This is a genomic window from Cupriavidus sp. FW216-B1, assembly GCF_058789195.1.
In genome coordinates, this window is sequence record NZ_JBYTEL010000003.1 from 339,976 (window position 1) to 364,425 (window position 24,450).

General features: G+C 69.5%; 24 protein-coding genes. 6 read left to right on the top strand and 18 right to left on the bottom strand.

Features of this window, described 5'->3' with window-relative positions; translation table 11 throughout:
• Positions 1 to 39 precede the first annotated feature (39 nt).
• From bamC to AC3WXD_RS11260, 7 genes are all read right to left on the bottom strand, one after another.
• Entirely contained in the window at positions 40 to 1,257 is a 1,218-nt protein-coding gene (bamC, locus tag AC3WXD_RS11230) for an NlpB/DapX family lipoprotein (protein ID WP_029043279.1), read from the bottom strand.
• 48 nt (positions 1,258 to 1,305) lie between these two features.
• Positions 1,306 to 2,190 carry a 4-hydroxy-tetrahydrodipicolinate synthase gene (gene dapA, locus AC3WXD_RS11235; RefSeq protein ID WP_492323722.1) on the bottom strand — a complete coding sequence of 295 codons (885 nt, stop codon included), beginning with the start codon at positions 2,188 to 2,190 and terminating at the stop codon, positions 1,306 to 1,308.
• Between the two features lie 150 nt (positions 2,191 to 2,340).
• Positions 2,341 to 2,946 (bottom strand): class I SAM-dependent methyltransferase, encoded by a 606-nt coding sequence (locus tag AC3WXD_RS11240; protein ID WP_492323723.1) that lies wholly within the window; start codon positions 2,944 to 2,946, stop codon positions 2,341 to 2,343.
• Positions 2,943 to 4,145 carry a tryptophan--tRNA ligase gene (locus AC3WXD_RS11245; protein WP_020201473.1) on the bottom strand — a complete coding sequence of 401 codons (1,203 nt, stop codon included), beginning with the start codon at positions 4,143 to 4,145 and terminating at the stop codon, positions 2,943 to 2,945. Before AC3WXD_RS11245 ends, AC3WXD_RS11240 begins: the two co-directional genes overlap by 4 nt.
• Before the next feature lie 88 nt (positions 4,146 to 4,233).
• Positions 4,234 to 4,899, bottom strand: a complete 666-nt coding sequence (locus AC3WXD_RS11250; protein WP_020201472.1) for a site-2 protease family protein — start codon at positions 4,897 to 4,899, stop codon at positions 4,234 to 4,236.
• A gap of 67 nt (positions 4,900 to 4,966) precedes the next feature.
• Positions 4,967 to 5,590: an L-threonylcarbamoyladenylate synthase gene (locus AC3WXD_RS11255; RefSeq protein WP_020201471.1), complete on the bottom strand. Its 624-nt coding sequence runs from the start codon at positions 5,588 to 5,590 to the stop codon at positions 4,967 to 4,969.
• Positions 5,591 to 5,731: 141 nt separating this feature from the next.
• Entirely contained in the window at positions 5,732 to 6,577 is an 846-nt protein-coding gene (locus AC3WXD_RS11260; RefSeq protein WP_020201470.1) for a 3',5'-nucleoside bisphosphate phosphatase, read from the bottom strand.
• A gap of 255 nt (positions 6,578 to 6,832) precedes the next feature.
• On the opposite strand from AC3WXD_RS11260, the gene AC3WXD_RS11265 reads away from it, so the two are divergent.
• Complete coding sequence (locus AC3WXD_RS11265; RefSeq protein WP_059412933.1) at positions 6,833 to 7,948, top strand: NAD(P)/FAD-dependent oxidoreductase; 1,116 nt, start codon at positions 6,833 to 6,835, stop codon at positions 7,946 to 7,948.
• Positions 7,949 to 7,966: 18 nt separating this feature from the next.
• Here AC3WXD_RS11265 and AC3WXD_RS11270 read toward each other — a convergent pair whose 3' ends face one another.
• Entirely contained in the window at positions 7,967 to 8,860 is an 894-nt protein-coding gene (locus AC3WXD_RS11270; RefSeq protein WP_492323724.1) for an alpha/beta fold hydrolase, read from the bottom strand.
• Between the two features lie 162 nt (positions 8,861 to 9,022).
• Here AC3WXD_RS11270 and AC3WXD_RS11275 point away from each other — a divergent pair, with 162 nt between their 5' ends.
• Together AC3WXD_RS11275 and AC3WXD_RS11280 are read left to right on the top strand one after the other, a co-directional pair.
• The gene (locus AC3WXD_RS11275) at positions 9,023 to 10,756 is read left to right on the top strand and encodes an acetate--CoA ligase (protein ID WP_492323725.1); all 1,734 of its coding nucleotides are present in this window, start codon (positions 9,023 to 9,025) and stop codon (positions 10,754 to 10,756) included.
• Positions 10,757 to 11,355: 599 nt separating this feature from the next.
• Positions 11,356 to 11,718: a hypothetical protein gene (locus AC3WXD_RS11280; protein WP_020201466.1), complete on the top strand. Its 363-nt coding sequence runs from the start codon at positions 11,356 to 11,358 to the stop codon at positions 11,716 to 11,718.
• A gap of 7 nt (positions 11,719 to 11,725) precedes the next feature.
• On the opposite strand, the gene AC3WXD_RS11285 is transcribed toward AC3WXD_RS11280, so the two are convergent.
• Positions 11,726 to 12,631 (bottom strand): ferritin-like domain-containing protein, encoded by a 906-nt coding sequence (locus AC3WXD_RS11285; RefSeq protein WP_492323726.1) that lies wholly within the window; start codon positions 12,629 to 12,631, stop codon positions 11,726 to 11,728.
• A gap of 152 nt (positions 12,632 to 12,783) precedes the next feature.
• Here AC3WXD_RS11285 and AC3WXD_RS11290 point away from each other — a divergent pair, with 152 nt between their 5' ends.
• From AC3WXD_RS11290 to AC3WXD_RS11300, 3 genes are all read left to right on the top strand, one after another.
• Entirely contained in the window at positions 12,784 to 13,308 is a 525-nt protein-coding gene (locus AC3WXD_RS11290; protein WP_017230018.1) for a gamma carbonic anhydrase family protein, read from the top strand.
• A 60-nt stretch (positions 13,309 to 13,368) separates the two neighbouring features.
• The gene (gene hslO / locus AC3WXD_RS11295) at positions 13,369 to 14,397 is read left to right on the top strand and encodes an Hsp33 family molecular chaperone HslO (protein ID WP_492323727.1); all 1,029 of its coding nucleotides are present in this window, start codon (positions 13,369 to 13,371) and stop codon (positions 14,395 to 14,397) included.
• A gap of 89 nt (positions 14,398 to 14,486) precedes the next feature.
• Positions 14,487 to 14,924, top strand: coding sequence for a hypothetical protein (locus tag AC3WXD_RS11300; RefSeq protein ID WP_492323728.1), 438 nt, complete (start codon positions 14,487 to 14,489; stop codon positions 14,922 to 14,924).
• A gap of 160 nt (positions 14,925 to 15,084) precedes the next feature.
• Here the strand turns inward: AC3WXD_RS11300 and ftsB are convergent, their stop codons facing one another.
• The 9 genes from ftsB to AC3WXD_RS11345 form a co-directional block, all read right to left on the bottom strand.
• Positions 15,085 to 15,423, bottom strand: coding sequence for a cell division protein FtsB (ftsB, locus tag AC3WXD_RS11305; RefSeq protein ID WP_020201461.1), 339 nt, complete (start codon positions 15,421 to 15,423; stop codon positions 15,085 to 15,087).
• Between the two features lie 86 nt (positions 15,424 to 15,509).
• A complete protein-coding gene (eno, locus tag AC3WXD_RS11310; RefSeq protein ID WP_020201460.1) occupies positions 15,510 to 16,799 on the bottom strand; it encodes a phosphopyruvate hydratase in 1,290 nt (429 codons plus the stop codon).
• A gap of 70 nt (positions 16,800 to 16,869) precedes the next feature.
• Entirely contained in the window at positions 16,870 to 17,160 is a 291-nt protein-coding gene (locus AC3WXD_RS11315; RefSeq protein WP_020201459.1) for a DUF1330 domain-containing protein, read from the bottom strand.
• Between the two features lie 100 nt (positions 17,161 to 17,260).
• Positions 17,261 to 18,130, bottom strand: a complete 870-nt coding sequence (gene kdsA / locus AC3WXD_RS11320; RefSeq protein WP_020201458.1) for a 3-deoxy-8-phosphooctulonate synthase — start codon at positions 18,128 to 18,130, stop codon at positions 17,261 to 17,263.
• Between the two features lie 35 nt (positions 18,131 to 18,165).
• Positions 18,166 to 19,818: a CTP synthase gene (gene pyrG / locus AC3WXD_RS11325; protein ID WP_020201457.1), complete on the bottom strand. Its 1,653-nt coding sequence runs from the start codon at positions 19,816 to 19,818 to the stop codon at positions 18,166 to 18,168.
• A 184-nt stretch (positions 19,819 to 20,002) separates the two neighbouring features.
• The gene (locus tag AC3WXD_RS11330; protein WP_196812841.1) at positions 20,003 to 20,824 is read right to left on the bottom strand and encodes a proteasome-type protease; all 822 of its coding nucleotides are present in this window, start codon (positions 20,822 to 20,824) and stop codon (positions 20,003 to 20,005) included.
• Positions 20,825 to 20,980: 156 nt separating this feature from the next.
• Positions 20,981 to 21,805 carry a transglutaminase family protein gene (locus tag AC3WXD_RS11335; protein ID WP_059412938.1) on the bottom strand — a complete coding sequence of 275 codons (825 nt, stop codon included), beginning with the start codon at positions 21,803 to 21,805 and terminating at the stop codon, positions 20,981 to 20,983.
• A gap of 33 nt (positions 21,806 to 21,838) precedes the next feature.
• Entirely contained in the window at positions 21,839 to 22,792 is a 954-nt protein-coding gene (locus AC3WXD_RS11340; RefSeq protein ID WP_020423689.1) for an alpha-E domain-containing protein, read from the bottom strand.
• A 94-nt stretch (positions 22,793 to 22,886) separates the two neighbouring features.
• Entirely contained in the window at positions 22,887 to 24,359 is a 1,473-nt protein-coding gene (locus tag AC3WXD_RS11345; RefSeq protein WP_020201453.1) for a circularly permuted type 2 ATP-grasp protein, read from the bottom strand.
• Positions 24,360 to 24,450 lie beyond the last annotated feature (91 nt).

A 24,450-nucleotide genomic window follows, 5' to 3' on the forward strand; every position in this document is an offset into this window, starting at 1 on the left:
CAGGACGCCGCGGGTGTGCTGGCACGACCGGCACCGCGCTCAGCGCAGTTGCTCGTCGAGCAGCGAGAGGATGCGTTTGCCGACCTCGGTGCTTTCCGGCTGGCCGGCGTCGTTCTGCACCGTCACCGTGGTGCCGGTGCCGTCGCCCTTGAGCGCCACGCGGTACTTCTTGGCGCGCTTGCTGTCCTCGGAGCCGGTCCTGACGAACAGCTTGGAGAAGAAGCCGCGGTTGTCCACGGTGTCGCGCGGATCGACGTAGCGCACGTAGTACAGGCCCTGCGCGCGGTCGCGGTCTTCCACCGTGAAGTTGACGCGGTCCAGCGCCAGCCCGACCGAACGCCAGGCGCGGTCGAACGGCTCGGCCAGCTGCAGCGCCTGGCTGCCGTTGACCTGGGTCAGGTTGCTGCCGGCCGCGGGTGCCTTGGCCGCCACCACGGGCGCCGCGGCCGCGCCGGACGCCGCTGCCGCCGGCGCGCCGCCGTTCTTGGCCATGCGGTCGGCCTGCTCCTTCTGCACGCCGAGGCGCTGCGCGAAGCGCGAGAGGAATTCCGCTTCCAGCTCGGGATCGGACGGGCGCGGGGTCCACACCGTCTGCGACTTGTCGATGCCGGTCAGCTGCTCCTGCGCGCCGCGATGGCTGATGTAGACCTCCAGGTTGCCGTTCTGCGTGCGCTCCAGGCGCGTGCGGAACTTGTCGCGCTCGGAGGTCGAGTACAGGCCGTCGAAGACCTTGCCGATGGTGTTGCGGATGAAGTCCTGCGGAATCTTGGCGCGGTTCTCGGCCCAGTCCGTTTCCATGATGCCGGTCTCGGGCGAGTCCTGCACCAGCAGGAAACCGCTCTCCTGCCAGAACTCGCGCAGCGACTGCCACAACTGGTCCGGACGCATGCCGTTGCTGATCACCAGCCAGCGCTGGTTGCCGTCGCGCTCCATGCGCACGCCCTGCGTGGACGGCAGCACGTTCTCGGTGCCGACCTGCTGCTGCGCCACCTTGGTCGACTGGTTGTAGGTCGACAGCGTGGAGGTGCCGTTCTGGTCGGGTACGGAGTAGCGGCGGTCGCCTTCGATCTTGGTCAGGTCGGGCGGCACGTCGAGCGTGGAGGTGCGCTTGGCGTTGGCCTTGTAGTCGATCTTGTCCGGCGCCATCGCATCGTTGATGCTGCTGCACGCGGACATCGCGCTGGCCACCAGCACGGGCAAGACCAGGGCGGCACGGCGAACTTGCGTTGCGCCGCGGCGGTTAAGCTTGAGTTTCATTGACACGCAATCCTAGTTGATGGGACAACGGCAGGGTACCGCGGGATCTCAGCCGAGCAGGCCGGCATCCGACAGCGCCTTGCGCACCACGTCGTGGTATTCCGGTGACAGCGGGGTGAGCGGGAGGCGGATACCGCCCTGCATCTTGCCCATTTGCTGGAGTGCCCACTTGACGGGAATCGGGTTGGCCTCGACGAACATCGCCTTGTTCAGCGCAACCAGTTCCATGTGGATGCGACGCGCGGCGATGGCGTCGCCCTTCAGGGCAGCCACGCACAACTCGTGCATCTTGCGCGGCGCCACGTTGGCCGTGACCGAGATGTTGCCGTGGCCGCCGAGCAGCATCAGCGCGATCGCGGTGGGGTCGTCGCCGCTGTAGATGACGAAGCCCTGCGGCGCGTCCTTGATCAGTTGCGCGGCACGGTCGATGTTGCCGGTGGCTTCCTTCACGCCGATGATGCCCGGCACCTGCGCCAGGCGCAGGACGGTCTCGGGCTGCATGTCGGCCACGGTGCGGCCCGGCACGTTGTACAGCACCACCGGCAGGTCCACGCTTTCCGCGATGGTGCGGAAATGGCGGTACATGCCTTCCTGGGTCGGCTTGTTGTAGTACGGCACGACCTGCAGCGAGGCATCGGCGCCGACCTTCCTGGCGAAGGCGGTCAGTTCGATCGCCTCGCTGGTGGAGTTGCCGCCGGTGCCCGCGATGATCGGGATGCGCTTGTCGGCCTGCTCCACGGCCACGCGGATCAGCTCGCAGTGCTCGTCCACCGTCACGGTGGGCGACTCGCCGGTGGTGCCGACGATCACGATGCCGTCGGTGCCCTCGGCCACGTGCCAGTCGATCAGGGCGCGCAGCGCGGGGAAATCCAGGCTGCCATCTTCCTGCATCGGCGTCACGATCGCGACGATGCTGCCGTTAATCTGTGTCATAACGTTTGAGAATTCGGGAAACGAATACCGCGATTGTACCGGATCGCCCGGGCCTTCCGACCGCTGCTTCGCCCCGGGAAAACCCAAGCCGGTTCAGCGCGTGAAGTCCGGGTCTCGCCGGGCGTGCGGGCGCATAGCCCCGGCCGCACTTCAGCCGGGCAGAAGATAGCGTGGCGGCGCGCCGGCGCCGGCCTGGCCACCCTCGCCTCCGCCCTCCCTCGCCGCCTCGCGCACCGCGCACAGGCGCTGCAAAAAAGCAGTTCTAGGCACTTCCAGCACGCCATCCTCATAGGCGACCACGCGCAGCCCGCCGCGCACCGCGTCCAGCAGTTCGCCCGGCCGCAGCAGGAAATCCGGGTTGGAGGGCTTGCCCACGGTCTCGTTGCCGGCGGCGAAGGTCTCGTAGATCAGCACGCCGCCCGGCGCCAGCGCGGCGATCAGGTGCGGCCACAGCGGCCGGTGCAGGTAGTTCGTCACCACGATGGCGTCGAACGGCGCGCGTCCGGCCAGCGGCCACGCGCCCTGCTCCAGGTCGGCCTGCAGCGTCTCGATGCCGGCGGGCAGCGCGGCCAGCGCCGCGCCGTCGCGGTCGACGCCCAGCACGGCATGCCCGCGCGCGGCGAACCACGCCGCATGGCGGCCACTACCGCAGGCGAGGTCGAGCACGCGGCCGCCCGCGCGCGCCAGGTGCGCCCAGCGCAGCACCCACGGCGAGGGCGGCGCGGCGGTGGCGGCGTGGTTCATCGCGCTGTTCATTGATATCCCAGCCCCATCGCCGCGCGCACGTCGCGCATGGTCTCGCGCGCCACCTGGCTGGCCCGGTCGCAGCCGTGCGCGACGATGTCGCGCAGCAGCGCGGGATCGTCCATGTACTTCTGCGCGCGCTCCAGCATCGGCTGCTGCTCGCGCAGGATGCCGTCGATCACGGGCTGCTTGCATTCGATGCAGCCGATGGCGGCGCTGCGGCAGCCCGGCTCCACCCACTCGCGCGTGGGCGCGTCCGAGTAGACCTGGTGCAGCTGCCACACCGGGCAGCGCGCCGGGTCGCCCGCGTCGGTGCGGCGCACGCGCGCCGGATCGGTCGGCATGGTGCGCACCTTTTTCTCCACCGAGGCCTTGTCCTCGCGCATGCGGATGGTGTTGCCGTAGGACTTGGACATCTTCTGCCCGTCCAGCCCCGGCATGCGCGAGGCCGCGGTCAGCAGCGCCTGCGGCTCGACCAGGATGGTCTTGCGCGAGCCGCCCAGGTAGCCCAGCAGCAGTTCGCGGTCTTCCGCGGCCAGGCTCTGCGACTGCGCCACCAGCGCCGCGCCCTCGTCCAGCGCCTCGGCCTTGCCCTGCTCCTGGTAGGCGCGGCGCAGCTCGAGATAGGCCCTGGTGCGCTTGCCGCCCAGCTTCCTGGCGGCTTCCTGCGCGCGTTCCTCGAAGCCGGGCTGGCGGCCGTACAGGTAGTTGAAGCGGCGCGCGATCTCGCGCGTGATCTCCACGTGCGGCACCTGGTCCTCGCCCACCGGCACGCGGCCGGCGCGGTAGATCAGGATGTCGGCCGCCTGCAGCAGCGGATAGCCGAGGAAGCCGTAGGTGGACAGGTCCTTGTCCTTGAGCTTCTCGATCTGGTCCTTGTAGGTCGGCACCCGTTCCAGCCAGCCCAGCGGCGTGCCCATCGCCAGCAGCAGGAACAGCTCGGCGTGCTCGGGCACGCGGCTCTGGATGAACAGCGTGGCGCGCTCGGGATCGACGCCGGCCGCGAGCCAGTCGATCAGCATCTCCCACACCGACTCGCCGATCACCTCGGGCGATTCATAGTGGGTGGTCAGCGCGTGCCAGTCCGCCACGAAGAAGAAGCACGGGTATTCGGCCTGCAACTGGACCCAGTTTTTCAGGACGCCGTGGTAGTGGCCCAGGTGCAGCGCACCGGTAGGCCGCATGCCGGAGAGAACGCGGTCGGGAAACATGTCTGTCTGTGCTTTTGATGGGGATTCGGTACTCGGTACTCGGTACGGCAGGTCGGATGCGGCGCGCCGGGCGCGGCCCGGCGGCGTGCTATTGCACCAGCGCCAGCACGGGTTGCAGCATCAGCTGCACCAGCCCGCTGAGCACGCCCATCACCGGCTGCATCCAGACCTTGGTGATCACGCCGGCGGCCACCAGCGCCAGCACCACGAAGATGCCGTAGGGCTCGATGCGCGAGATGGCATGCGCGAGCCGCTGCGGCAGCAGCGCGGTGAGCACCCGGCCGCCGTCGAGCGGCGGCACCGGGAATAGGTTGAAAGCGGCCATCACCAGGTTGACCAGCACGCCGGCGCGCGCCATCTGGCTGAAGAACGGCTCCTGCACCTGCGCCAGCACCAGCCCCACCGCCATCAGCGCCCACAGGAAGGCCTGCAGCACGTTGCTGCCCGGCCCGGCCAGCGCCACCCACATGCCGTGCCAGCGCGGGTTGCGCAGGCGGTCGAAGGCGACCGGCACCGGCTTGGCGTAGCCGAACACGAACTGGCCGCTGGTCATGAAATAGAGCAGCAGCGGCACCGCGATGGTGCCGATGGGATCGATGTGCCGCGCCGGGTTGATGCTGACGCGGCCCATCACATAGGCGGTGTTGTCGCCGAACAGCTTGGCCACGTAGCCGTGGGCGGCTTCGTGCAGCGTGATGGCGAACAGGACCGGCAGGGCGTAGACCGCAAGGGTCTGAATCAGGGAAGAATCCATGGGGCGCTATTGTACCGGGCCGCCGCGCGCCTGAGGCGGCCGCCCGCGTGGAGCGCGCCGGCGGCGCTCAGAGGCCGAAGCGCCCGATGTCGCCGCGGCCCTGCCGGATCAGCTCGGGCTCGCCGCTGGTCAGGTCGATCACGGTGGTCGGCTGCGCCGGCGCGGCGCCGCCGCAGATCACCAGGTCGAGCAGCTTCTCGAGGCGCGCGCGGATCACCTCGGGCTCGTTGAGCGGGGCTTCGTCGCCGGGCAGCTGCAGGGTGGCCGAGATCAGCGGCTCGCCCACCTCGGCCAGCAGCGCGAGCGGGATCGGGTGGTCGGGCACGCGCACGCCGATGGTCTTGCGCGCGGGGTGCGACAGCCGCCGCGGCACTTCCTTGGTGGCCTCGAGGATGAACACGTAGGGCCCGGGCGTGGCGCCCTTGAGCCAGCGGTACTGGCGGTTGTCGACGCGCGCGAAGTTGCCCAGCTCGGACAGGTCGCTGCACATCAGCGTCAGGTGGTGCTTGTCGTCGATGCCGCGCAGGCGGCGCAGGCGCTCCACCGCGGCCTTGTCGTCGAGCCGGCAGGCCAGCGCGTAGCTGGAGTCCGTCGGCAGGGCGATCAGGCCGCCCTGGCCGATGATCTGCGCGGCCTGCTTGATCAGCCGCGGCTGCGGATTGAGCGGGTGGATGTCGAAATATTGGGACATGGGCGGTCGGAGGGCGAAAGGCCGCCGGCCCGGCGCGAAGGCGACATGCGCGACGGGCAGGTCTTGCGGGGAAAAAGATCGGACGGTGCGCATGACGGGGGCGGGCCATCGGAGCGCCGGGCGGCCGCGGGCCGGGCCGGCTTACCAGTCATGCCAGACCGGCGTGACCGACGACGGCAGCGGCGGCAGCGCGCCCAGCTCGGTGCGGCCTTCGCCGGGACCGTGGAAATCCGAGCCGCGCGAGGCCAGCAGGCCGTAGCGGCGCGCGACGTCGGCATACTTGCGGTACTGGTCGGGCGTATGGCTGCCCGTCACCACCTCGACCGCGGCGCCGCCGAGCTGCACGAACTCGTCGAACAGCGCGTCGTGCTGGAGCTGGGTGTAGTCGTAGCGGCCCGGATGCGCCATCACGGGAATGCCGCCGGCAGCCTGGATCCAGCCCACCGCGTCGGCCAGCCGGGCCCAGCGGTGCCCGACATAACCGGGGCGGCCTTCGCCGAGGTATTCGCTGAACACGTCGCTGATGGTCTTGCAGCGCCCCTGGTCCACCAGCCAGCGCGCGAAATGCGTGCGGGAGATCAGGTCCGGGTTGCCGACGTAGCGCAGCGCGCCTTCGTAGGCGCCCTCGATGCCGATGGCCGCGAGCGCGTCGCCGATGTCCTGCGCGCGCGCCGCGCGGCCCGAGCGCGTGGCGGCCAGCCCCTCGACCAGCGCCGGGCAGGCCGGGTTGATCTGCAGCCCGACGATGTGCACGGTCTGGCCGGCCCACGTCACCGAGATCTCCACGCCCGGCACGAAGCGCATGCCGAGCGCCTCGGCAGCGGCGCGCGCCTCGCTCTGCCCGCCGACCTCGTCATGGTCGGTCAGCGCCCAGAAAGCCACGCCGCCCGCATGGGCGCGCGCGGCCACGTCGCGCGGCGACAGCATGCCGTCGGACACGGTGGAATGGCAATGGAGATCGGCGTTGATGGCGTGAGGGTTCTGCATGCCGCCATTCTACTCCCGCGCGCGAGGCCGCACACGCGGCGCCGGCCGCCGCCGCGCGCCGGTCGGCCGGTCCGGCGGGGCGGCCCGACAGCGCCGCCCGAGGTGCGGCCGAGGTGCGGCCGAGGTACGGCCGAGGTACGGCCCGATAGCCCTGCCGCCAACGCTGGCGTCGGCCGGCGGCGCCCCGCCGCGCGGTATAGTTGGGGCCTCTCGATCCTCCCGCCCGGCGGCGCCAAGCGCGCCGCCCGCCATGCCATGCCGACCGACGCTTCCGCCATCCCAGCCGACTCCGCCCACGCCGACGGCGTGACCCGCACCGACGTGCTGATCGTCGGCGCCGGCCCGGTCGGCCTGTTCGCGGCCTTCCAGGCGGGCGTGCTGGGCCTGCGCTGCGAGCTGGTCGATGTGCTGGACCGCGCCGGCGGCCAGTGCGCCGAGCTCTATCCCGAGAAGCCGATCTACGACATCCCCGCGGTGCCCGGCTGTCTGGCGCAGGACCTGGTGGACCGCCTGCTCGAGCAGTGCGCGCCGTTCGCGTTCCCGATGCACTTCAACGAGCGCGCCAACGGCCTGGAGGAGATCGCCCGCGCCGGCGAGGCCGCGCCGGCCGCGCCCGACGCCGGCCACGCGCATCCGCCGCGCCTGCTGGTCACCACCGACGGCGGCAGGCGCTTCGACGTGGCCGCCGTGCTGATCTGCGCCGGCGCCGGCGCCTTCGCCCCGCAGCGCGTGGCGCTGCCCGAGGCCGCCGCGCTGGAAGACCGCCACCTGCACTACGCGGTGCGCGACGTGGCGCGCTTCGCCGGCAGGCGCGTGGTAGTGGCCGGCGGCGGCGACTCCGCACTGGACTGGGCGCTGGCGCTGCGCAAGGTGGCCGCGCGCGTCACCCTGCTGCACCGGCGCGAGGGCTTCCGCGCCGCCGACGGCACGGTGGCGGAAATGCGCGCGGCCGTGGCGGCCGGCGAGATGGATTTCGTGGTAGGCATGCTGGGCGCGCTCAAGACCGAGGGCGACACGCTGACTGGCGTGGACATCCGCACGCGCGACGACACCGTGAGCCTGCCCGCGGACGAACTGGTGGCGCTGTACGGCCTGGTGTCGGAGCCGGGCCCGATCGCGCACTGGGATCTCGACATGCGCGCCGGGCGCATCGTGGTGGACACCACCACCTACGAAAGCTCGCGCCGCGGCATCTTCGCCGCCGGCGACATCGCCTTCTACCCGAACAAGCAGAAGCTGATCCTGTCCGGCTTCCACGAGGCCGCGCTGGCGCTGCGCAAGGCCTATCACTACGCCTTCCCGGAGAAGGCGCTGGTGCACGTGCACACCAGCAACAACGCCGCACTCAAGGACAAGCTCACGCACGCCTGAACCCGGCGCGGGCGCGCCTCACGCGCAGAAGTCGTCGACCAGCGCCGCCACCGCGCGCGGCTGGTCGTGGTGCAGCATGTGGCCCGCGTCGTCGATGACCGCCTCGCGGAAATCGCGGAACGCCTTGAAGCGCTGCCGGAATTCGTCGAGCGGCTGCCCGCGCGCGATGTGGCTCAGCGTCTGCGAGTCGCGCGCCTCCACGTGCAGCACCGGCGCGGTGGCCTGCGCCCAGATCGCCATCACCTCGTCGAGCCGGTAAAGCACCGGATTGACCATCTTGTGCGCCGGATCGCCCAGGATCTCCCAGCGGCCCCCGGCATTGCGCGCCGACCAGTGCGCGGCCAGGAAGGCGGCGCGGTCGTCGGGCAGGCGCGGGTTGGTCTTCTGCAGCCGCGCGGCCACCGCGGCCACGCTGTCGTAGGTCTTGAGCGCGGGGCGCGCGCGCAGCTCGTCGAGCCAGAGCGCGTAGCGCCCCGGCGCCTGCTCCGCGCGCGTGGCGGTCATGCCGAAGCCTTCCAGGTCCACCACGCGGCGCACCCGCGCGGAACGGATGCCGGCGTAGAAGCAGGCCACGTTGGCGCCCATGCTGTGGCCCACGAGGTTGACCGGCTCGCCGGGCTGGAAGTGGTCGAGCACCGCCTCTAGGTCGGCGATGTAGTCGGGGAACCAGTACGACTCGGTGCCCGGATGGCGGGTCGGCCAGGCGGTCTGGCCGAAGCCGCGCCAATCGGGCGCGATCACGTGCCAGTCGCCCGCCAGCGCGTCCACCATGAACTGGAACGAGGCCGCCACGTCCATCCAGCCGTGCAGCGCGAACAGCTTCGGCGCGCCCGCCCGGCCCCAGTGGCGCACGTGCATGGCGAGCCCGCGCAACGTGATAAATTCCGAGCGCGAGGTTTCTCTGATTGTCATGGTGGTCTCCCCCGGTCCCTTTCCGGCCGGCGCCTTCACCCGCGACAACGGGGAGGCGCGATAAAAATAGAACGATCGTTCGCTCAGGCGATTATAGCGGCACCCGCTGCCTCGATGCCGCCGCCACGCCGCCGCGCGAACGCCAGCAAACAGGAGACCTGCATGACCGCATCCGCCCTGCCCGCCAGCCGGCGCGACGACTACCGCGCGCTGTACGACAGCTTCCGCTGGCACGTGCCGGAGCACTTCAACCTCGCCGAAGCCTGCTGCGGCCGCTGGGCGCGCGACCCCGCCAGCGCCGGCCGCATCGCGGTCTACACCGAGCACGAGGACGGCCGCCGCGCCAGCTACAGCTACGCCCACATCCAGGCCGAGGCGAACCGCCTGTCGCGCGCGCTGCGCGCGCTCGGCGTGGCGCGCGGCGACCGCGTCGGCATCGTCATGCCGCAGCGCATCGAGACGGTCATCGCGCATATGGCGATCTACCAGCTCGGCGCCATCGCCATGCCGCTGTCGATGCTGTTCGGGCCGGAAGCGCTGGCCTTCCGCTTCCGGCACAGCGAGGCGCGCGTGGCGATCGCCGACGAGAGCGCCATCGACAACGTGCTGGCCGCGCGCCCCGAATGCCCGGCGCTTGCCTCCGTGATCGGCGTGGGCGCGGCCGCGCCCCACGCCGGGCACGGCTGGGACGCGCTGCTGGCGGCGCAGTTGCCGGACTTCACCGCCGAGCTGACCAAGGCCGACGAAGCGGCCGTGCTGATCTACACCAGCGGCACCACCGGGCCGCCCAAGGGCGCCGTGATCCCGCACCGCGCGCTGATCGGCAACCTGACCGGTTTCGTCTGCTCGCAGAACTGGTATCCGCGCGAGGGCGACGTGTTCTGGAGCCCGGCCGACTGGGCCTGGACCGGCGGCCTGTGGGACGCGCTGATGCCGGCGCTGTACTTCGGCCAGTCCATCGTGGGCTACCAGGGCCGCTTCTCGGCGCAGGTGGCGTTCGCGCTGCTGGAGCGCTACCGCGTCACCAACACCTTCCTGTTCCCGACCGCGCTCAAGCAGATGATGAAGACCTGCCCGGCGCCGCGCGGCCAGTACCGCCTGCACCTGCGCGCGCTGATGAGCGCCGGCGAGGCGGTCGGCGAGACCGTGTTCGCGTGGTGCCGCGACGCGCTCGGCGTGGTGGTCAACGAGATGTTCGGCCAGACCGAGATCAACTACATCGTGGGCAACTGCACCGCGCAGAACGACGACGGCGAGCTCGGCTGGCCGGCGCGCGCCGGCTCGATGGGCCGCCCGTATCCGGGCCACCGGCTGGCCGTGGTCGACGAGGACGGCCGGCCGTGCGCGCCCGGCGAAACCGGCGAGATCGCCGTGTGCGACACCGACCGGCACGGCCACCCCGACCCGGTGTTCTTCCTCGGCTACTGGCGCAACGAGGCCGCCACGCGGGACCGGTTCGTCGAGCACGGCGGCCTGCGCTGGTGCCGCACCGGCGACCTCGCCCGCGCCGACGCCGACGGCTACCTGTGGTACCAGGGCCGCGCCGACGACGTCTTCAAGTCGTCGGGCTACCGCATCGGCCCGAGCGAGATCGAGAACTGCCTGCTCAAGCATCCGGCCGTGTCGAACTGCGCCGTGGTGCCGTCGCCGGACCCGGAGCGCGGCGCCGTGGTGAAGGCGTTCGTCGTGCTGCAGCCGTCGGTGGCCCGCTCCGCGCAGGCCGACGCCGACCTGACCGCGGCGCTGCAGCAGCACGTGCGCGGCCTGCTCGCGCCCTACGAGTACCCCAAGACCATCGAGTTCATCGCGCAGTTGCCGATGACCACCACCGGCAAGATCCAGCGCCGCGTGCTGCGCGAGATGGAAGCGCAGCGCGGCACGACGCCGGCGCACTAGCCCCCCCGGCAGGCCATGCGCGCGCCGGCCCGCCGGCGCCTGCGTGGCCGGTCTGCGCCACCTCCCCGCACTTCCCCTCCCCCCGCATCTTTTCCCCTCTTTTTCCCACTCTGCCCGGCAGGCATCCGGACTGGTGGATTCCCGTGTCAAGTATTCGCCAAAGTTGACGTTAGCGAAGACAGGTGGCCACGTTGCCGATCGCACAGTCAAAACGCAGGTCATGTCGGCGAAATACCGTTCATGGCAGACCAGTCGCACCGGATGGCATGGCATATCGAATGGCATGGAATTTATCTTATTAATAAGATAACTCTTAAAGAAAAATCGTCCAAAAACTTTCCACGGATTATTCTTCATCCGCATCATTTAAATTAGGATAAATCTCATCTAGATGTTGTTTATTCCAATATCAAGATGCTGAAAACCCGCATAAAAGGCCGATTGACTTAACACAACAACGAACGAATAGACTTAGGAAAATTCATCTTTTCTAAGTTGAATTTCCCACAAACAGAAAATAAACTTCCTATCAAACAAGAAGAAATTTCCGACAAGGCTTTACGAATTTTCCTGGGCTCAATGACCAAAAGGGGATCACCATGAGCACGCATGCACGCACCGGCAACGCCTCCATCCGCAACCTCAAGCACCGCCTGACGCTGGCGCTGGCGTGCGCGCTGCTCTCGGTCCCGGCGTGGGGCGCCGGCGGCGTGATCTTCTTCCGCGGCGCCATCGTCGCGCCGTCGTGCATGACGCAGATGAGCGCCGGCTCCGGCAGCGCCTCGGTAAGCTGCCCGCAGAACGGCGCCCAGGCCGCCGAGTTCGCCGCCGTGCCGCTGATGCCCGGCAAGTCCGTGCAGTTGAAGTCGGCGCGCGCCTCGGTCGAGACGGCGCGCTTCGTGAGGAAGAGCGATCCGGACGGTGGCCAGCAGGGCTTGGTCGTGATGGCCGAGTATTACTGAGCGGGCATTACCGAGCGGCCTGCGCCTCGAGCCACGCGAGCTCGGCGTCGTCGAAGCCGGCCGCGCGGCGCGCCTCGAGGTTGAAGGGCGGGCGCAGGCGCGGCGCCTGGTAGCGCGCCGCCAGCTCGCCATAGGCGGCGACCGGATCCAGCCCGCGCCCGGCGCACAGCCAGCGGTACCAGCGGTTGCCGATGGCCACGTGGCCGACTTCGTCGCGCAGGATGATGTCGATGATGGCGGCGGCCTCGTGGTCGCCGGCGGCGGCCAGCTTGGCCCGCACCGGCGGCGAGGCATCCAGCCCGCGCGCCTCGAGCGTGCGCGGCACCAGCGCCATGCGCGCCAGCAGGTCGCCGGCGGTCTTGTCGGCCATCTCCCACAGGCTGTTGTGCGCCGGGAAATCGCCATAGCTGGCGCCCAGCGTGGCGAGGTGGTCGGCCAGCAGCGTGAAGTGCAGCGCCTCCTCGTCGGCCACGCGCAGCCAGTCGAGGTAGAACCCGGCCGGCATGCCGCCGAAGCGCCAGAGGGCGTCGAGCGCGAGGTTGATGGCGTTGAACTCGATGTGCGCCAGCGCGTGGATCATGGCGGCCCGCCCGGCCGGCGTATGGATCGAGCGGCGCCGCTCCACGCGCTGCGGCGCCACCAGCTCCGGCCGCTCGGGGCGGCCCGGCAGCGGCAGCGTGGCCGTGAGGGTTTCGCCGGCGCCGAGTGCTTCCGGCGCCATGCCCGCGGCGGCCTGGCGCATGCGGCGCGTGGCCGCCGCCTTCTGCCGGGCGTCGCGCAGGCACAGGATGGCCAGCGCCTGCCGGCGCAGCGACAGGCCGGTGAAATCCGGCAGGCCGGGGATGGCCGCGGCGGCGGCGTCCGGGAAAGCGGGCTCGGCCGCGCGGGGGGTGTCGTTCAGGTTGGCTGCCATCAGCGTAAAATCCGGGTTGCCGCCATTGTAGGGCCGGCGCTCGGCGCGGCCGGCATCCGCCACATCGCGCGTCCCCGCCGCCGCCCTCCCGCGAACCTTTAAAGCCCGGCGGCAAACCCCATATACCCATACGCACTTGTGCAGGAGACTTCATGGCGCTTTACCAGCTCGGCGACATCGCCCCGACCATCGATCCGGACGCCTACGTCGCGCCGGAGGCCACCATCATCGGCAACGTGACGCTCAAGGCGCGCGCGAGCGCGTGGCCGGGCGTGGTGATCCGCGGCGACAACGAGCCGATCGTGGTGGGCGAGTCCAGCAACGTGCAGGAAGGCACCGTGCTCCATACCGACCCGGGCTGCCCGCTGACCATCGGCGACAAGGTGTCGATCGGCCACCAGGCCATGCTGCACGGCTGCACCGTGGGCGAAGGCTCGCTGATCGGCATCCAGGCGGTGATCCTGAACCGCGCGGTGATCGGCAAGGAATGCCTGGTCGGCGCCGGCGCGGTGGTCACGGAGGGCAAGGTGTTCCCGGACCGCTCGCTGATCCTGGGCGCGCCGGCCAAGGTGGTGCGCGAGCTCACCGAGCAGGACGTGGCCAACCTGTACCGCAACGCCGAGACCTACGCCACGCGCCAGGCCATGTACAAGACGCAGTTGAAACGCATCGACTAACACGCATCGACCAGGGCGCCGGCCAGGAACCGCCCCGCGCCGATCTACCGACGGACCATCGTGACTGATTCCACCTCCCCCGACATCCTGCAGAAATTCCTGTTCGACGCGGCCCCAGTGCGCGGCGAACTGGTGCGCATGCGCGCCACCTGGCAGGATGTGCTGCGCCGCAATCAATATCCCGCGCCGGTCCGCCGGCTGCTGGGCGAGATGATGTCCGCGGCCGCCCTGCTCACCGCCAACCTGAAGTTCAACGGCGCGCTGGTGATGCAGGTGCACGGCGACGGCCCGGTGCGCATGCTGGTGGTGGAATGCCTGTCCGATCTGTCGATGCGCGCCACCGCCAAGCTGGCCGAGGGCGCGCAGGTGGCCGACGACGCCACGCTGGCCGACCTGGTCAACGTGCGCGGCGGCGGCCGCTTCGCCATCACGCTGGACCCGCAGGACAAGCTGCCGGGCCAGCAGGCCTACCAGAGCATCGTGCCGCTGGCCGACGCGCATGGCGCGTTCGACTCGATGGCCGCGGTGCTCGAGCACTACATGCGCTCGTCCGAGCAGCTCGACACGCGCCTGTGGCTGGCCGCCGACGACCAGGTCGCCGCCGGCATGCTGCTGCAGAAGCTGCCGAGCTACGGCGGCACCCTGGAAGGCCACGCCGGCCGCGCCCCGGCGCAGGTCGGCGAGACCGGCGCGCCGCTGGCCGAGAGCGCCCGCGCGCAGGACCTCGACACCTGGGACCGCGCCTGCCAGCTCGGCGCCACGCTCAAGGCCGACGAGTTGCTGGCCGAGACCCCCGACACGCTGCTGCGCCGCCTGTTCTGGGAAGACCTGCAGGCCGCCGGCGTGCGCGTGTTCGAGCCGCTCGGCCCGCATTTCCACTGCTCGTGCTCGCGCCCCAAGGTGGCCGGCATGCTGCAGAACCTGGGCCGCGCCGAGATCGAGAGCATCCTGGAGGAGCGCGGCAACGTGGAGATCCACTGCGATTTCTGCGGCCAGCAATATCATTTCGACCCGGTCGACTGCGCCCAGCTGTTCACGCCGGTGCCGGTGGCCACCGGCGCCGGCGACGGCGCCAGCCAGCAGCACTGAGCGGCGGGAGGCGGCCGGACCCGGCGGAACCTTTGCCCGGTGCGCCGGGGTCCAAGCGTCAGTGACCCACCAGAGCCAGGGGAAATATCATGTCGGTTTTGTCTCCAAACCCGTCTCCGAACGCGCCTGCCGCCGCGGCGCGGCGCCTGCCGGGCGCGCTCGGCGCGCTGCTGCTCGGCGCCGCGCTGCTGGGCGGCTGCGCCGGGCTGCCGCGCGACATCAACGGCTCGCCGCCGACCGCGCGGCTGGTGCCCAACAGCATCCCGCCCGCGCCGATCACCCCCGAGGAAAGCCAGAAGCTGGGCACGCTGAACCGCGACATCCTGCGCGAGCAGGACGCCGCCATCGCGCGCCAGCAGCAGGCCGAGGCCTACGCGCGCGCCTATTCCTATTACGCCTACCCGTCGCCAAGCTGGAACCTGTATTACGGCGGCTGGGGCGGGCGCCACTGGGGCGGCGGCGTCGGCTTCAGCAGCGGATATGGTTATCCGGGCTGGGGCTGGGGCGGTTATCCGTACTGGTGGTAATGGGGCGGCAAGACGCCGGCGCGCGTGGACGAGACGCCGCTCGCCGCGACAGGTAGCTGCAATTGGGGGGAAACGAGGGAAAAACGGGGAATCGCCGGACCGGCGAATCCCGCCGGCGGCATGACAGCACCCGCGGCGGGCGCCATGCGCGGCGCCGACGCTAGTGGCTGCCGCCGGCCGGCGAATTCGGCGGCGGGGGCAGCGGCGGCGTGGCGCTGACCTTGGGCGCGGGCGCCACGAACTGCACGAACACCTCGCCGTCCCTGACCATGCCCAGCTCGTAGCGGGCACGCTCCTCGATGGCGCCGGTGCCGTCCTGCAGGTCCTTCACTTCCCCTTCCAGCTTGGCGTTGCGCAGCTTGAGCGCCTGGTTACGCGCGCTCTGCTCCTGCACCTGCTTGTCCATGTCCCACACGCGCAGCCAGCCGCCCTTGCCCAGCCACAGCGGATACTGAATGGCGAGCAACAGCACGAACAGCAGCAGCGAGATCAGGCGCATAGGGATTCCGGCGCTTTGCAGAAGAGGTCGGGGCCGTCGGCGCCGGCCGCGATGAGGGTTATCCGCGGCCGGCGCATGACGCGGGCTTAGCGCAGATTATAGAAGGCGCTCTTGCCCGGGTAGCTGGCGATGTCGCCGAGGTCTTCCTCGATGCGCAGCAGCTGGTTGTACTTCGAGATGCGGTCCGAGCGCGACAGCGAGCCGGTCTTGATCTGGCCGGCGTTGGTGCCCACCGCGATGTCGGCGATGGTGTTGTCCTCGGTCTCGCCCGAGCGGTGCGAGATCACGGCGGTGTAGCCGGCGCGCTTGGCCATCTCGATGGCGGCGAAGGTCTCGGTCAGCGTGCCGATCTGGTTGATCTTGATCAGGATCGAGTTGCCGATGCCCTTCTCGATGCCTTCCTTGAGGATCTTGGTGTTGGTGACGAACAGGTCGTCGCCCACCAGCTGCACGCGCTTGCCGAGCTTGTCGGTCAGCGTCTTCCAGCCTTCCCAGTCGCCTTCGGCCATGCCGTCCTCGATCGACACGATCGGGAACTTGTCGCACAGGTTGGCCAGGTAGTCGGCGAACTGGGTCGAGGTCAGCTTGAGGCCTTCGCCGTCCAGGTGGTACAGGTCCTCGCCTTCGCGGAAGAACTCGCTGGCGGCGCAGTCCAGCGCCAGCAGCACGTCTTCGCCGACGCGGTAGCCGGCCTTCTCGACGGCCTGCACGATGGCGTTCAGGCACTCTTCGTTGGAAGCGAAGTTCGGCGCGAAGCCGCCTTCGTCGCCGACCGCGGTGGACATGCCCTTGTCGGCCAGGATCTTCTTGAGCGCGTGGAACACCTCGGCGCCGCAGCGCAGGGCTTCGCGGAAGCTGGTCTGCGACACCGGCATGATCATGAATTCCTGGATGTCCAGGCTGTTGTTGGCGTGCGCGCCACCGTTGACGATGTTCATCATCGGCACCGGCATCTGCATCGCGCCCGAGCCGCCGAAGTAGCGGTACAGCGGCAGGCCGGCTTCCTCGGCGGCGGCGCGCGCCACCGCCATCGACACGGCCAGCGTGGCGTTGGCGCCCAGGCGGCTCTTGTTGTCGGTGCCGTCGAGGTCGATCAGGGTGCGGTCCAGGAAGGCCTGCTCGGAAGCGTCCAGGCCCATGATGGCTTCGGATATCTCGGTGTTGATGTGCTCGACCGCCTTCAGCACGCCCTTGCCCAGGTAGCGCGACTTGTCGCCGTCGCGCAGCTCGATGGCTTCGCGCGAGCCGGTGGACGCGCCCGACGGCACCGCCGCGCGGCCCATCACGCCGGATTCCAGCAGGACGTCGCACTCGACCGTCGGGTTGCCGCGCGAGTCGAGAACTTCGCGACCGATGATATCTACGATTGCACTCATGAATTCCTCTCTGACTGTTTTGAATCTTGCTGCTGACCGGGATCAGCGCGGATGATGCCCGACCAATATGTCAGGCGCCTTCCACCACGATCATGTTCATCTTCGCGGCATGCTCGCGCGCGGCGCGCGCGGCACCGTATTCCTCGGAGGCATAGAACACCTTCGCGGCCTCGTAATCGGGGAATTTCAGCACCACGACGCGGCTCGGCGCCAATTCGCCCTCGAGCTGCTCGGTCTTGCCGCCGCGCACCAGGATCTCAGCGCCGTGCGCCGCGATGGCCTTGCTCGACAGCACCTTGTACTGCTCGTACTGCTGGGGATCGGTCACATCGACGTAGGCGATGATATAGCCGGCGGGCATGCGTGTCTCCGAAGTTTTTGTATTGTCTTTCGATACGATCCGTCACCGGCCGGGAGCTTCCGTCAGCGGACGCCCCCGGCGGCGCGGCAGGCCGGCGGGCTCAGGCGCAGGCCGGCCAGCCGAAGTTGTCTTCCAGGAAACCGGCGCGCTTGGTCAGCGCGTCGAGGTCCCGGAGCACCGACAGCAGTTCCTTCATGCGCGACAGCGGCACCGCGTTGGGGCCGTCGGACATGGCCTTGCTCGGGTCCGGGTGCGTTTCCATGAACAGGCCGGCGATGCCGACCGCCACCGCGGCGCGCGCCAGCACCGGCACGAACTCGCGCTGGCCGCCCGAGCTGGTGCCCTGCCCGCCCGGCAGCTGCACCGAGTGGGTGGCGTCGAACACCACCGGGGCGCCGGTCTCGCGCATGATCGCCAGCGAGCGCATGTCCGAGACCAGGTTGTTGTAGCCGAACGAGACGCCGCGCTCGCAGGCCATGAAGCTGTCCTCGGGCAGGCCCGCCTCGCGCGCGGCGTCGCGGGCCTTGTCGATGACGTTCTTCATGTCGTGCGGCGCCAGGAACTGCCCCTTCTTGATGTTGACGGGGCGGCCGCTCTGCGCGCAGGCGCGGATGAAATCGGTCTGCCGGCACAGGAAGGCCGGCGTCTGCAGCACGTCGACCACGGCCGAGACCGGCTTGATCTCGTCGATCTCGTGGATGTCGGTGAGCACCGGCACGCCGATCTCACGCTTGACCGTGGCCAGGATCTCCAGGCCCTTTTCCATGCCCAGCCCGCGGAAGCTCTTGCCCGACGAGCGGTTGGCCTTGTCGAACGAGGACTTGTAGATGAACGGGATGCCGAGCGCGCCGGTGATCGCCTTGAGCTCGCCGGCGGTATCCAGCGCCATCTGCTCGGACTCGATCACGCACGGGCCGGCGATCAGGAAGAAGGGCTGGTCCAGGCCAGCCTCGAAGCCGCAGAGTTTCATCGCTACTAGTCTCCTGCTTGCGCGGTGCCGGGCCCTCAGGCCGCCTTGCTCTTCTGGCTGGCCAGCGCCGCTTCCACGTAGGCCTTGAACAGCGGATGGCCGTCACGCGGGGTGGAGGTGAATTCCGGGTGGAACTGCACGCCGACGAACCACGGATGCAGGCTGTCGGGCAGCTCCATCATCTCGGGCAGGTCCTCGGTCGGGGTGCGCGCCGAGATCACCATGCCCGCCTTTTCCAGCGTGGGCACGTAGTGATTGTTGACCTCGTAGCGGTGGCGATGGCGCTCGTTGACCTCGGCGCCGTAGATCTGGCCGGCCTTGGTGTCGGCCCTGACCGGCACGCGCTGCGCGCCCAGGCGCATGGTGCCGCCCAGGTCGGAGTCGGCCGAGCGCTGCTCGACCTTGCCTTCGCGGTCCACCCACTCGGTGATGAGCGCCACCACCGGGTGCTCGGTCTCGAGGTTGAATTCGGTCGAGTTGGCGTCGGTCATGCCGGCCACGTGACGGGCGAACTCGATCACGGCCAGCTGCATGCCCAGGCAGATGCCGAGGTACGGTACCTTGTTCTCGCGGGCGTACTGGATCGCGCGGATCTTGCCTTCCGTGCCGCGCTTGCCGAAGCCGCCCGGCACCAGGATGGCGTCCAGCGGCGCGAGCACTTCCAGGTGGCCCGACTCGAGCTCCTCGGAATCGATGTACTCGATGTTCACGCGGGTGGCGGTGTGCATGCCGGCGTGGCGCAGCGCCTCGATCAGCGACTTGTAGGACTCGGTCAGGTCGACGTACTTGCCGACCATGCCGATGGTGATCTCGTGCTGCGGGTTTTCCTGGGCATTGACCAGGCGCTGCCACATGGAGAGATCGGCCGGCTTCGGGTCGAGGCGCAGTTCCTCGCAGATCAGGCGGTCGAGGCCCTGCTCGTTGAGCATCTGCGGGATCTTGTAGATGCTGTCCACGTCCCACACCGAGATCACGGCTTCCTGCGGGATGTTGGCGAACAGCGAGATCTTGGCGCGCTCGTCGTCGGGGATCGGGCGGTCGGCGCGGCACAGCAGCGCGGTCGGCGAGATGCCGATCTCGCGCAGCTTCTGCACCGAGTGCTGGGTCGGCTTGGTCTTGAGCTCGCCGGCGCTGGCGATGAACGGCACCAGCGTCAGGTGCACGAAGGCGGCGTGGTTGCGGCCCATGCGCAGGCTCATCTGGCGCGCCGCTTCCAGGAACGGCAGCGATTCGATGTCGCCCACGGTGCCGCCGATCTCCACCAGCGCCACGTCGGCCTTGCCGCCGTGCGAGGCGGCCGCGCCGCGCTCGATGAAGGCCTGGATCTCGTTGGTGATGTGCGGGATCACCTGCACGGTCTTGCCGAGGTATTCGCCGCGGCGCTCCTTGCGGATCACCGACTCGTAGATCTGGCCCGTGGTGAAGTTGTTCGACTTGCGCATCTTGGCCGAGACGAAACGCTCGTAGTGGCCGAGATCGAGGTCGGTTTCCGCGCCGTCTTCCGTGACGAACACCTCGCCATGCTGGAAGGGGCTCATCGTGCCGGGGTCGACGTTGATGTAGGGATCTAGCTTGAGGAGGGTGACTTTGAGGCCGCGCGACTCGAGAATGGCCGCGAGCGAAGCAGCAGCGATGCCCTTGCCGAGAGAAGAGACGACGCCACCGGTGACGAAGACGAATTTGGTCATAAACCGAGCTTGCCGGGGAAATCGGGATTATACATGAGCGGCTGCCTGCTGCACCGCCGCATTTGTGACAAGCGGACCTTCACCTGCCCCCCCTCCGCGCGCCCGCCCTTCATGCCCGCGGCGCGCTGCGGCGCATGCGCCGCTTGCCCCTCATCTCACCCTGGCCGCGCCCTGGCCGGCGCCTTCAGCCGCGCCCGCCGCTGCGCTCGCGCTTGGCGCGCACCGGCTGGCCCCAGCGGTCGGCCTCGCCCTGGCGCGCCAGCGGGAATTCGGCCGGCGCCGCGGCATCCCATTCCGGGTCGTGGATCTCGCCGAAGACCTGGCGCAGGCGCTGGCCCCAGGTGTCGCGGATCATGCGGAAATAGGCGTTCTTCTCGTCGATGTTGACGAAGCGGCTCACGCGCAGCGAGTCGGCCTCGTAGACCAGCAGGTCCAGCGGCAGCCCCACCGAGATGTTCGACTTGAGCGTGGAGTCCATCGAGATCAGCGCGCACTTGGCGGCCTCGCCCAGCGGCAGCGACGGCTCCACCACGCGGTCGATGATCGGCTTGCCGTACTTGGCCTCGCCGATCTGGAAGTAGCAGTTCTCGGGCGTGGCCTCGACGAAGTTGCCGGCCGCGTACACATTGAACAGGCGCACCCGCTCGCCGCGGATCTGCCCGCCGAAGATCAGGCTCACGTTGAACTCGATGCCGGCCTCGCGCAGCGCGTGGGCATCGTGCTTGTGCACCTGGCGCACCGCGTCGCCGACGATGGTGGCGGCTTCGAACATGTCGCGCGCGGTCCACAGCGAGCGCTTCTCGTCGCGCCCTTCGGCCAGCACCTGCCGCACCGACTGGCTGATGGCCAGGTTGCCGGCGGTGAGCAGCACCATGACGCGGTCGCCGGGTTCCTCGAACACGGTCATCTTGCGCGCGCTGGAGATCGCGTCGACGCCGGCGTTGGTGCGGGAGTCGGAGAGGAACACCAGGCCGGCGTCGAGCCGCATGGCAACACAATACGTCATGATCTTGTCTTGTTATGGTGCATGTCCGGCGCCGGCGCGCCGCCGGCATCAGGGGCGCACCGAGGCCACATCAACGAATGCAGCATTCTAGCGCCGCGGCCCCGCGCGCGGAACCGGCGCGCGCGCCCACCGGTGGTGCGCCACGCACCACCGCATTCACCGCTGCGGTGCAATGGCGATCTCCACCGCCATCTGCTCGCCGCTGCCGCCGTGGCGCACGCCGCGCACCGGCGCGGCCATGCGGTAGTCGCGCCCCACCGCCAGGCGCACGTGGCGCGCGTCGCTCAGGCAGCGGTGCGTCACGTCGACGCTGCACCACAGTTCCTTGTCCGCATCCACGCAGATGTCGGCCCAGGCATGGCCGGCCAGCGCCGCCGCGGCCGGGTCGTAGAAATAGCCGCTGACGTAGCGCGCCGGCACGCCCAGCGCGCGGCAGCACGCCACCATCACCTGGGCCTGGTCCTGGCACACGCCGCTGCCGAGCGCGAACGCCTCGCCGGCCGAGGTGCCCACGTCGGTGCTGTCCGGCGCGTAGCGCACGCGCCGCGCGATGCCGTCGGCCAGCGCCAGCAGCGCGGGCACCTCATGCCCGGCCGCGAGGTAAGGCGCGGCAAAGCGGACCATCTCCGGTGGCGCCGCGGTCAGCGGCGTGCCGCCCAGGTAGTACAGCGGCGACACGCGCGCCTCGCCGGCCGGCGGCGCATCGCAGAACAGCGGCGCGCCGCCGGCCGCGGGCGGCGTCACTTCCACCACGCCGCTGGCCTCGATCACCAGCGTATGCGCCGGGCCGGCCACGGTAAAGCTGTGCACGATGTTGCCGAAGCCGTCGCGCGCCTCCGACAGGTTGCCCGGCGCCGACACCTGCCACTGCCGCACGGTCTGCAGCGGGCCCGAGCGCGGCGCCAGGCGCAGCTCGTGCACGCTGCGGCGCGGCGGCTCGGCGTAGCGGTAGACGGTCTTGTGGCGGATCTTGTATTTCACGATGTGGCGAGGCCGGCGCGACCACCACGGAGTTCAGGCAGCCAGCAGCGGCACGAGGAAATCCCGGCTGATGCCATTGCCGAGGTCGCCGATGCGCTCCAGGAAACTGGTCAGGTAGGCGTGCAGGCCGACGGCGAAGATGTCGTCGATGCGCGCGTATTTCAAGTCGGCATGGAGTTTACCAGCCTGCCGCTCGGTCTCCGACGAATGCTGGTTGCCCACCAGCGCCAGGATCGACACCACCTCGTCCATGCTCGACACCAGCGAGCGCGGCATGTCCGGGCGCAGCACCAGCAGCTCGGCCACGCGCTCGGGCGTGATCACCGTGCGGTAGATCTTGCGGTAGACCTCGAAGCCCGACACCGAGCGCAGCACCGCCGCCCAGTGATAGAAGTCGTTGGCGTCGCGGTTGGGGTCGCTGTCGTCCACGGTGCTGGCCTGGAACTTCACGTCGAGAATGCGCGCGGTGTTGTCGGCGCGCTCGAGGAAGGTGCCCAGCCGCATGAAGTGGAAGGCGTCGTCCTTGAGCATGGTGCCGAACTGCACGCCGCGCGCCAGGTGCGAGCGGAACTTGACCCACTCGAAGAACTGCGCCGGGTCCTCGCGCAGCACGCCGTCGGCGATCATGCGCTGCACTTCCAGCCAGGTGGTGTTGATGGTCTCCCACACCTCGGTGGTGAGCGAGCCGCGCACCGCGCGCGCGTTCTCGCGCGCCGCGCGCAGGCAGCTCATGATCGACGACGCGTTGGTCATGTCGCGCACCATGAAGTCGATCACGTCGTCGCGCGTGAGCAGGCCGTACTTGTGGTCGAACACGGTGGTCAGCTCGGAAATGTCGAGCATCGCCCACCAGCCCTGCTCCGCCACCTCCGCCGATTGCGGCAGCAGCGAAGTCTGGTAATTCACGTCGAGCATGCGCGCGGTGTTCTCCGCGCGTTCGGTATAGCGCGCCATCCAGAACAGATGGTCGGCGGTGCGGCTTAGCATGGTCGGTCCCCTCGTACTGCGCGGTTCGTCCGCGCCGGCCGCGCTGGCAGCGGCGGCGGCGCGGGTCATCTCAAGCATTCGTTGCGCGCGGCGCTCAGCGCTCCAGCACCCAGGTGTCCTTGGTGCCGCCGCCCTGCGACGAATTGACCACCAGCGAGCCCTCGCGCAGCGCCACCCGCGTGAGCCCGCCGGGCACCATGCGCACGTCCTTGCCGGACAGCACGAACGGCCGCAGGTCGATGTGGCGCGGCGCGATGCCGGACTCCACGTAGGTCGGGCAGGTCGACAGCGCCAGCGTGGGCTGGGCGATGTACTGCTCGGGGCGCGAGCGCACCACCTCGCGGAAGGTGTCGATCTCCGCGCGCGTGGCGGCCGGGCCCACCAGCATGCCGTAGCCGCCGGCGCCGTGGGTTTCCTTGACCACCAGCTGGTCCATGTGGTCGAGCACGTATTGCAGGTCGTCGGGGCGCCGGCACATGTAGGTCGGCACGTTGTTGAGGATGGCTTCCTCGCCCAGGTAGAAGCGGATCATGTCCGGCACGTACGGGTAGATCGACTTGTCGTCGGCCACGCCGGTGCCGATGGCGTTGCAGATGGTCACGTTGCCGGCGCGGTAGACCGACAGCAGCCCGGCCGCGCCGAGCGTGGAGTCGGGGCGGAACACCAGCGGGTCGAGGAAGTCGTCGTCGACGCGGCGGTAGATCACGTCGATGCGCTGCGGCCCCTGCGTGGTGCGCATGTAGAGGTGCTCGTCCTGCACGAACAGGTCGCTGCCCTCGACCAGCTCCACGCCCATCTGCTGGGCCAGGAACGCATGCTCAAAATAGGCGGAGTTGTACATGCCGGGCGTGAGCACCACCACGGTCGGGTCGGCGATGCTCTGCGGCGACACGCTGCGCAGCATGTCGAGCAGCAGGTCGGGATAGTGGGCCACCGGCGCCACGCGGTTGCGCGCGAACAGGTCCGGGAACAGCCGCATCATCATCTTGCGGTTTTCCAGCATGTAGGACACGCCGGAGGGCACGCGCAGGTTGTCTTCCAGCACGTAGAACTCGCCCTCGCCCGCGCGCACCACGTCGATGCCGGCCACGTGGGCGTAGATGTCGCGCGGCACGTCGATGCCGAGCATCTCGGGCCGGTACTGGGCGTTGTTGTAGATCTGGTCGGGCGGGATCACGCCCGCGCGGATGATGTCCTGGCCGTGGTAGATGTCGTGGATGAAGCGGTTCAGCGCCGACACGCGCTGGCGCAGGCCGCGCTCCAGCGTGGCCCACTCGCTGGCCGGGAAGATCCGCGGAATCACGTCGAACGGGATGGTCCGCTCGGTGCCGCTGTTGGACTCGTCCTTGTCGCCGTAGACGGCGAAGGTGATGCCCACGCGCCGGAAGATCAGGTCCGCTTCCGCGCGCTTGTTGCCCATCGTCCCTTCGGACTGCCGCGCCAGCCACTCCGCAAACTGCTTGTAGTGCGCGCGCACCGCGCCTGCCGGCAGGGCCTGCCCCGCGTGGATTGCTGCCGCCACGCCATCTTGCCAATCGAGCATCTCGTCGAAAAACCGCGCCGCCATGATGGCCGTTCCCCCATGATTTGGGCGCCGCTCAGCCTGCCGGCGATCCCGTTTTGATTGGCTTGTTCTTCCCGGCACAGCATTTCGAGGC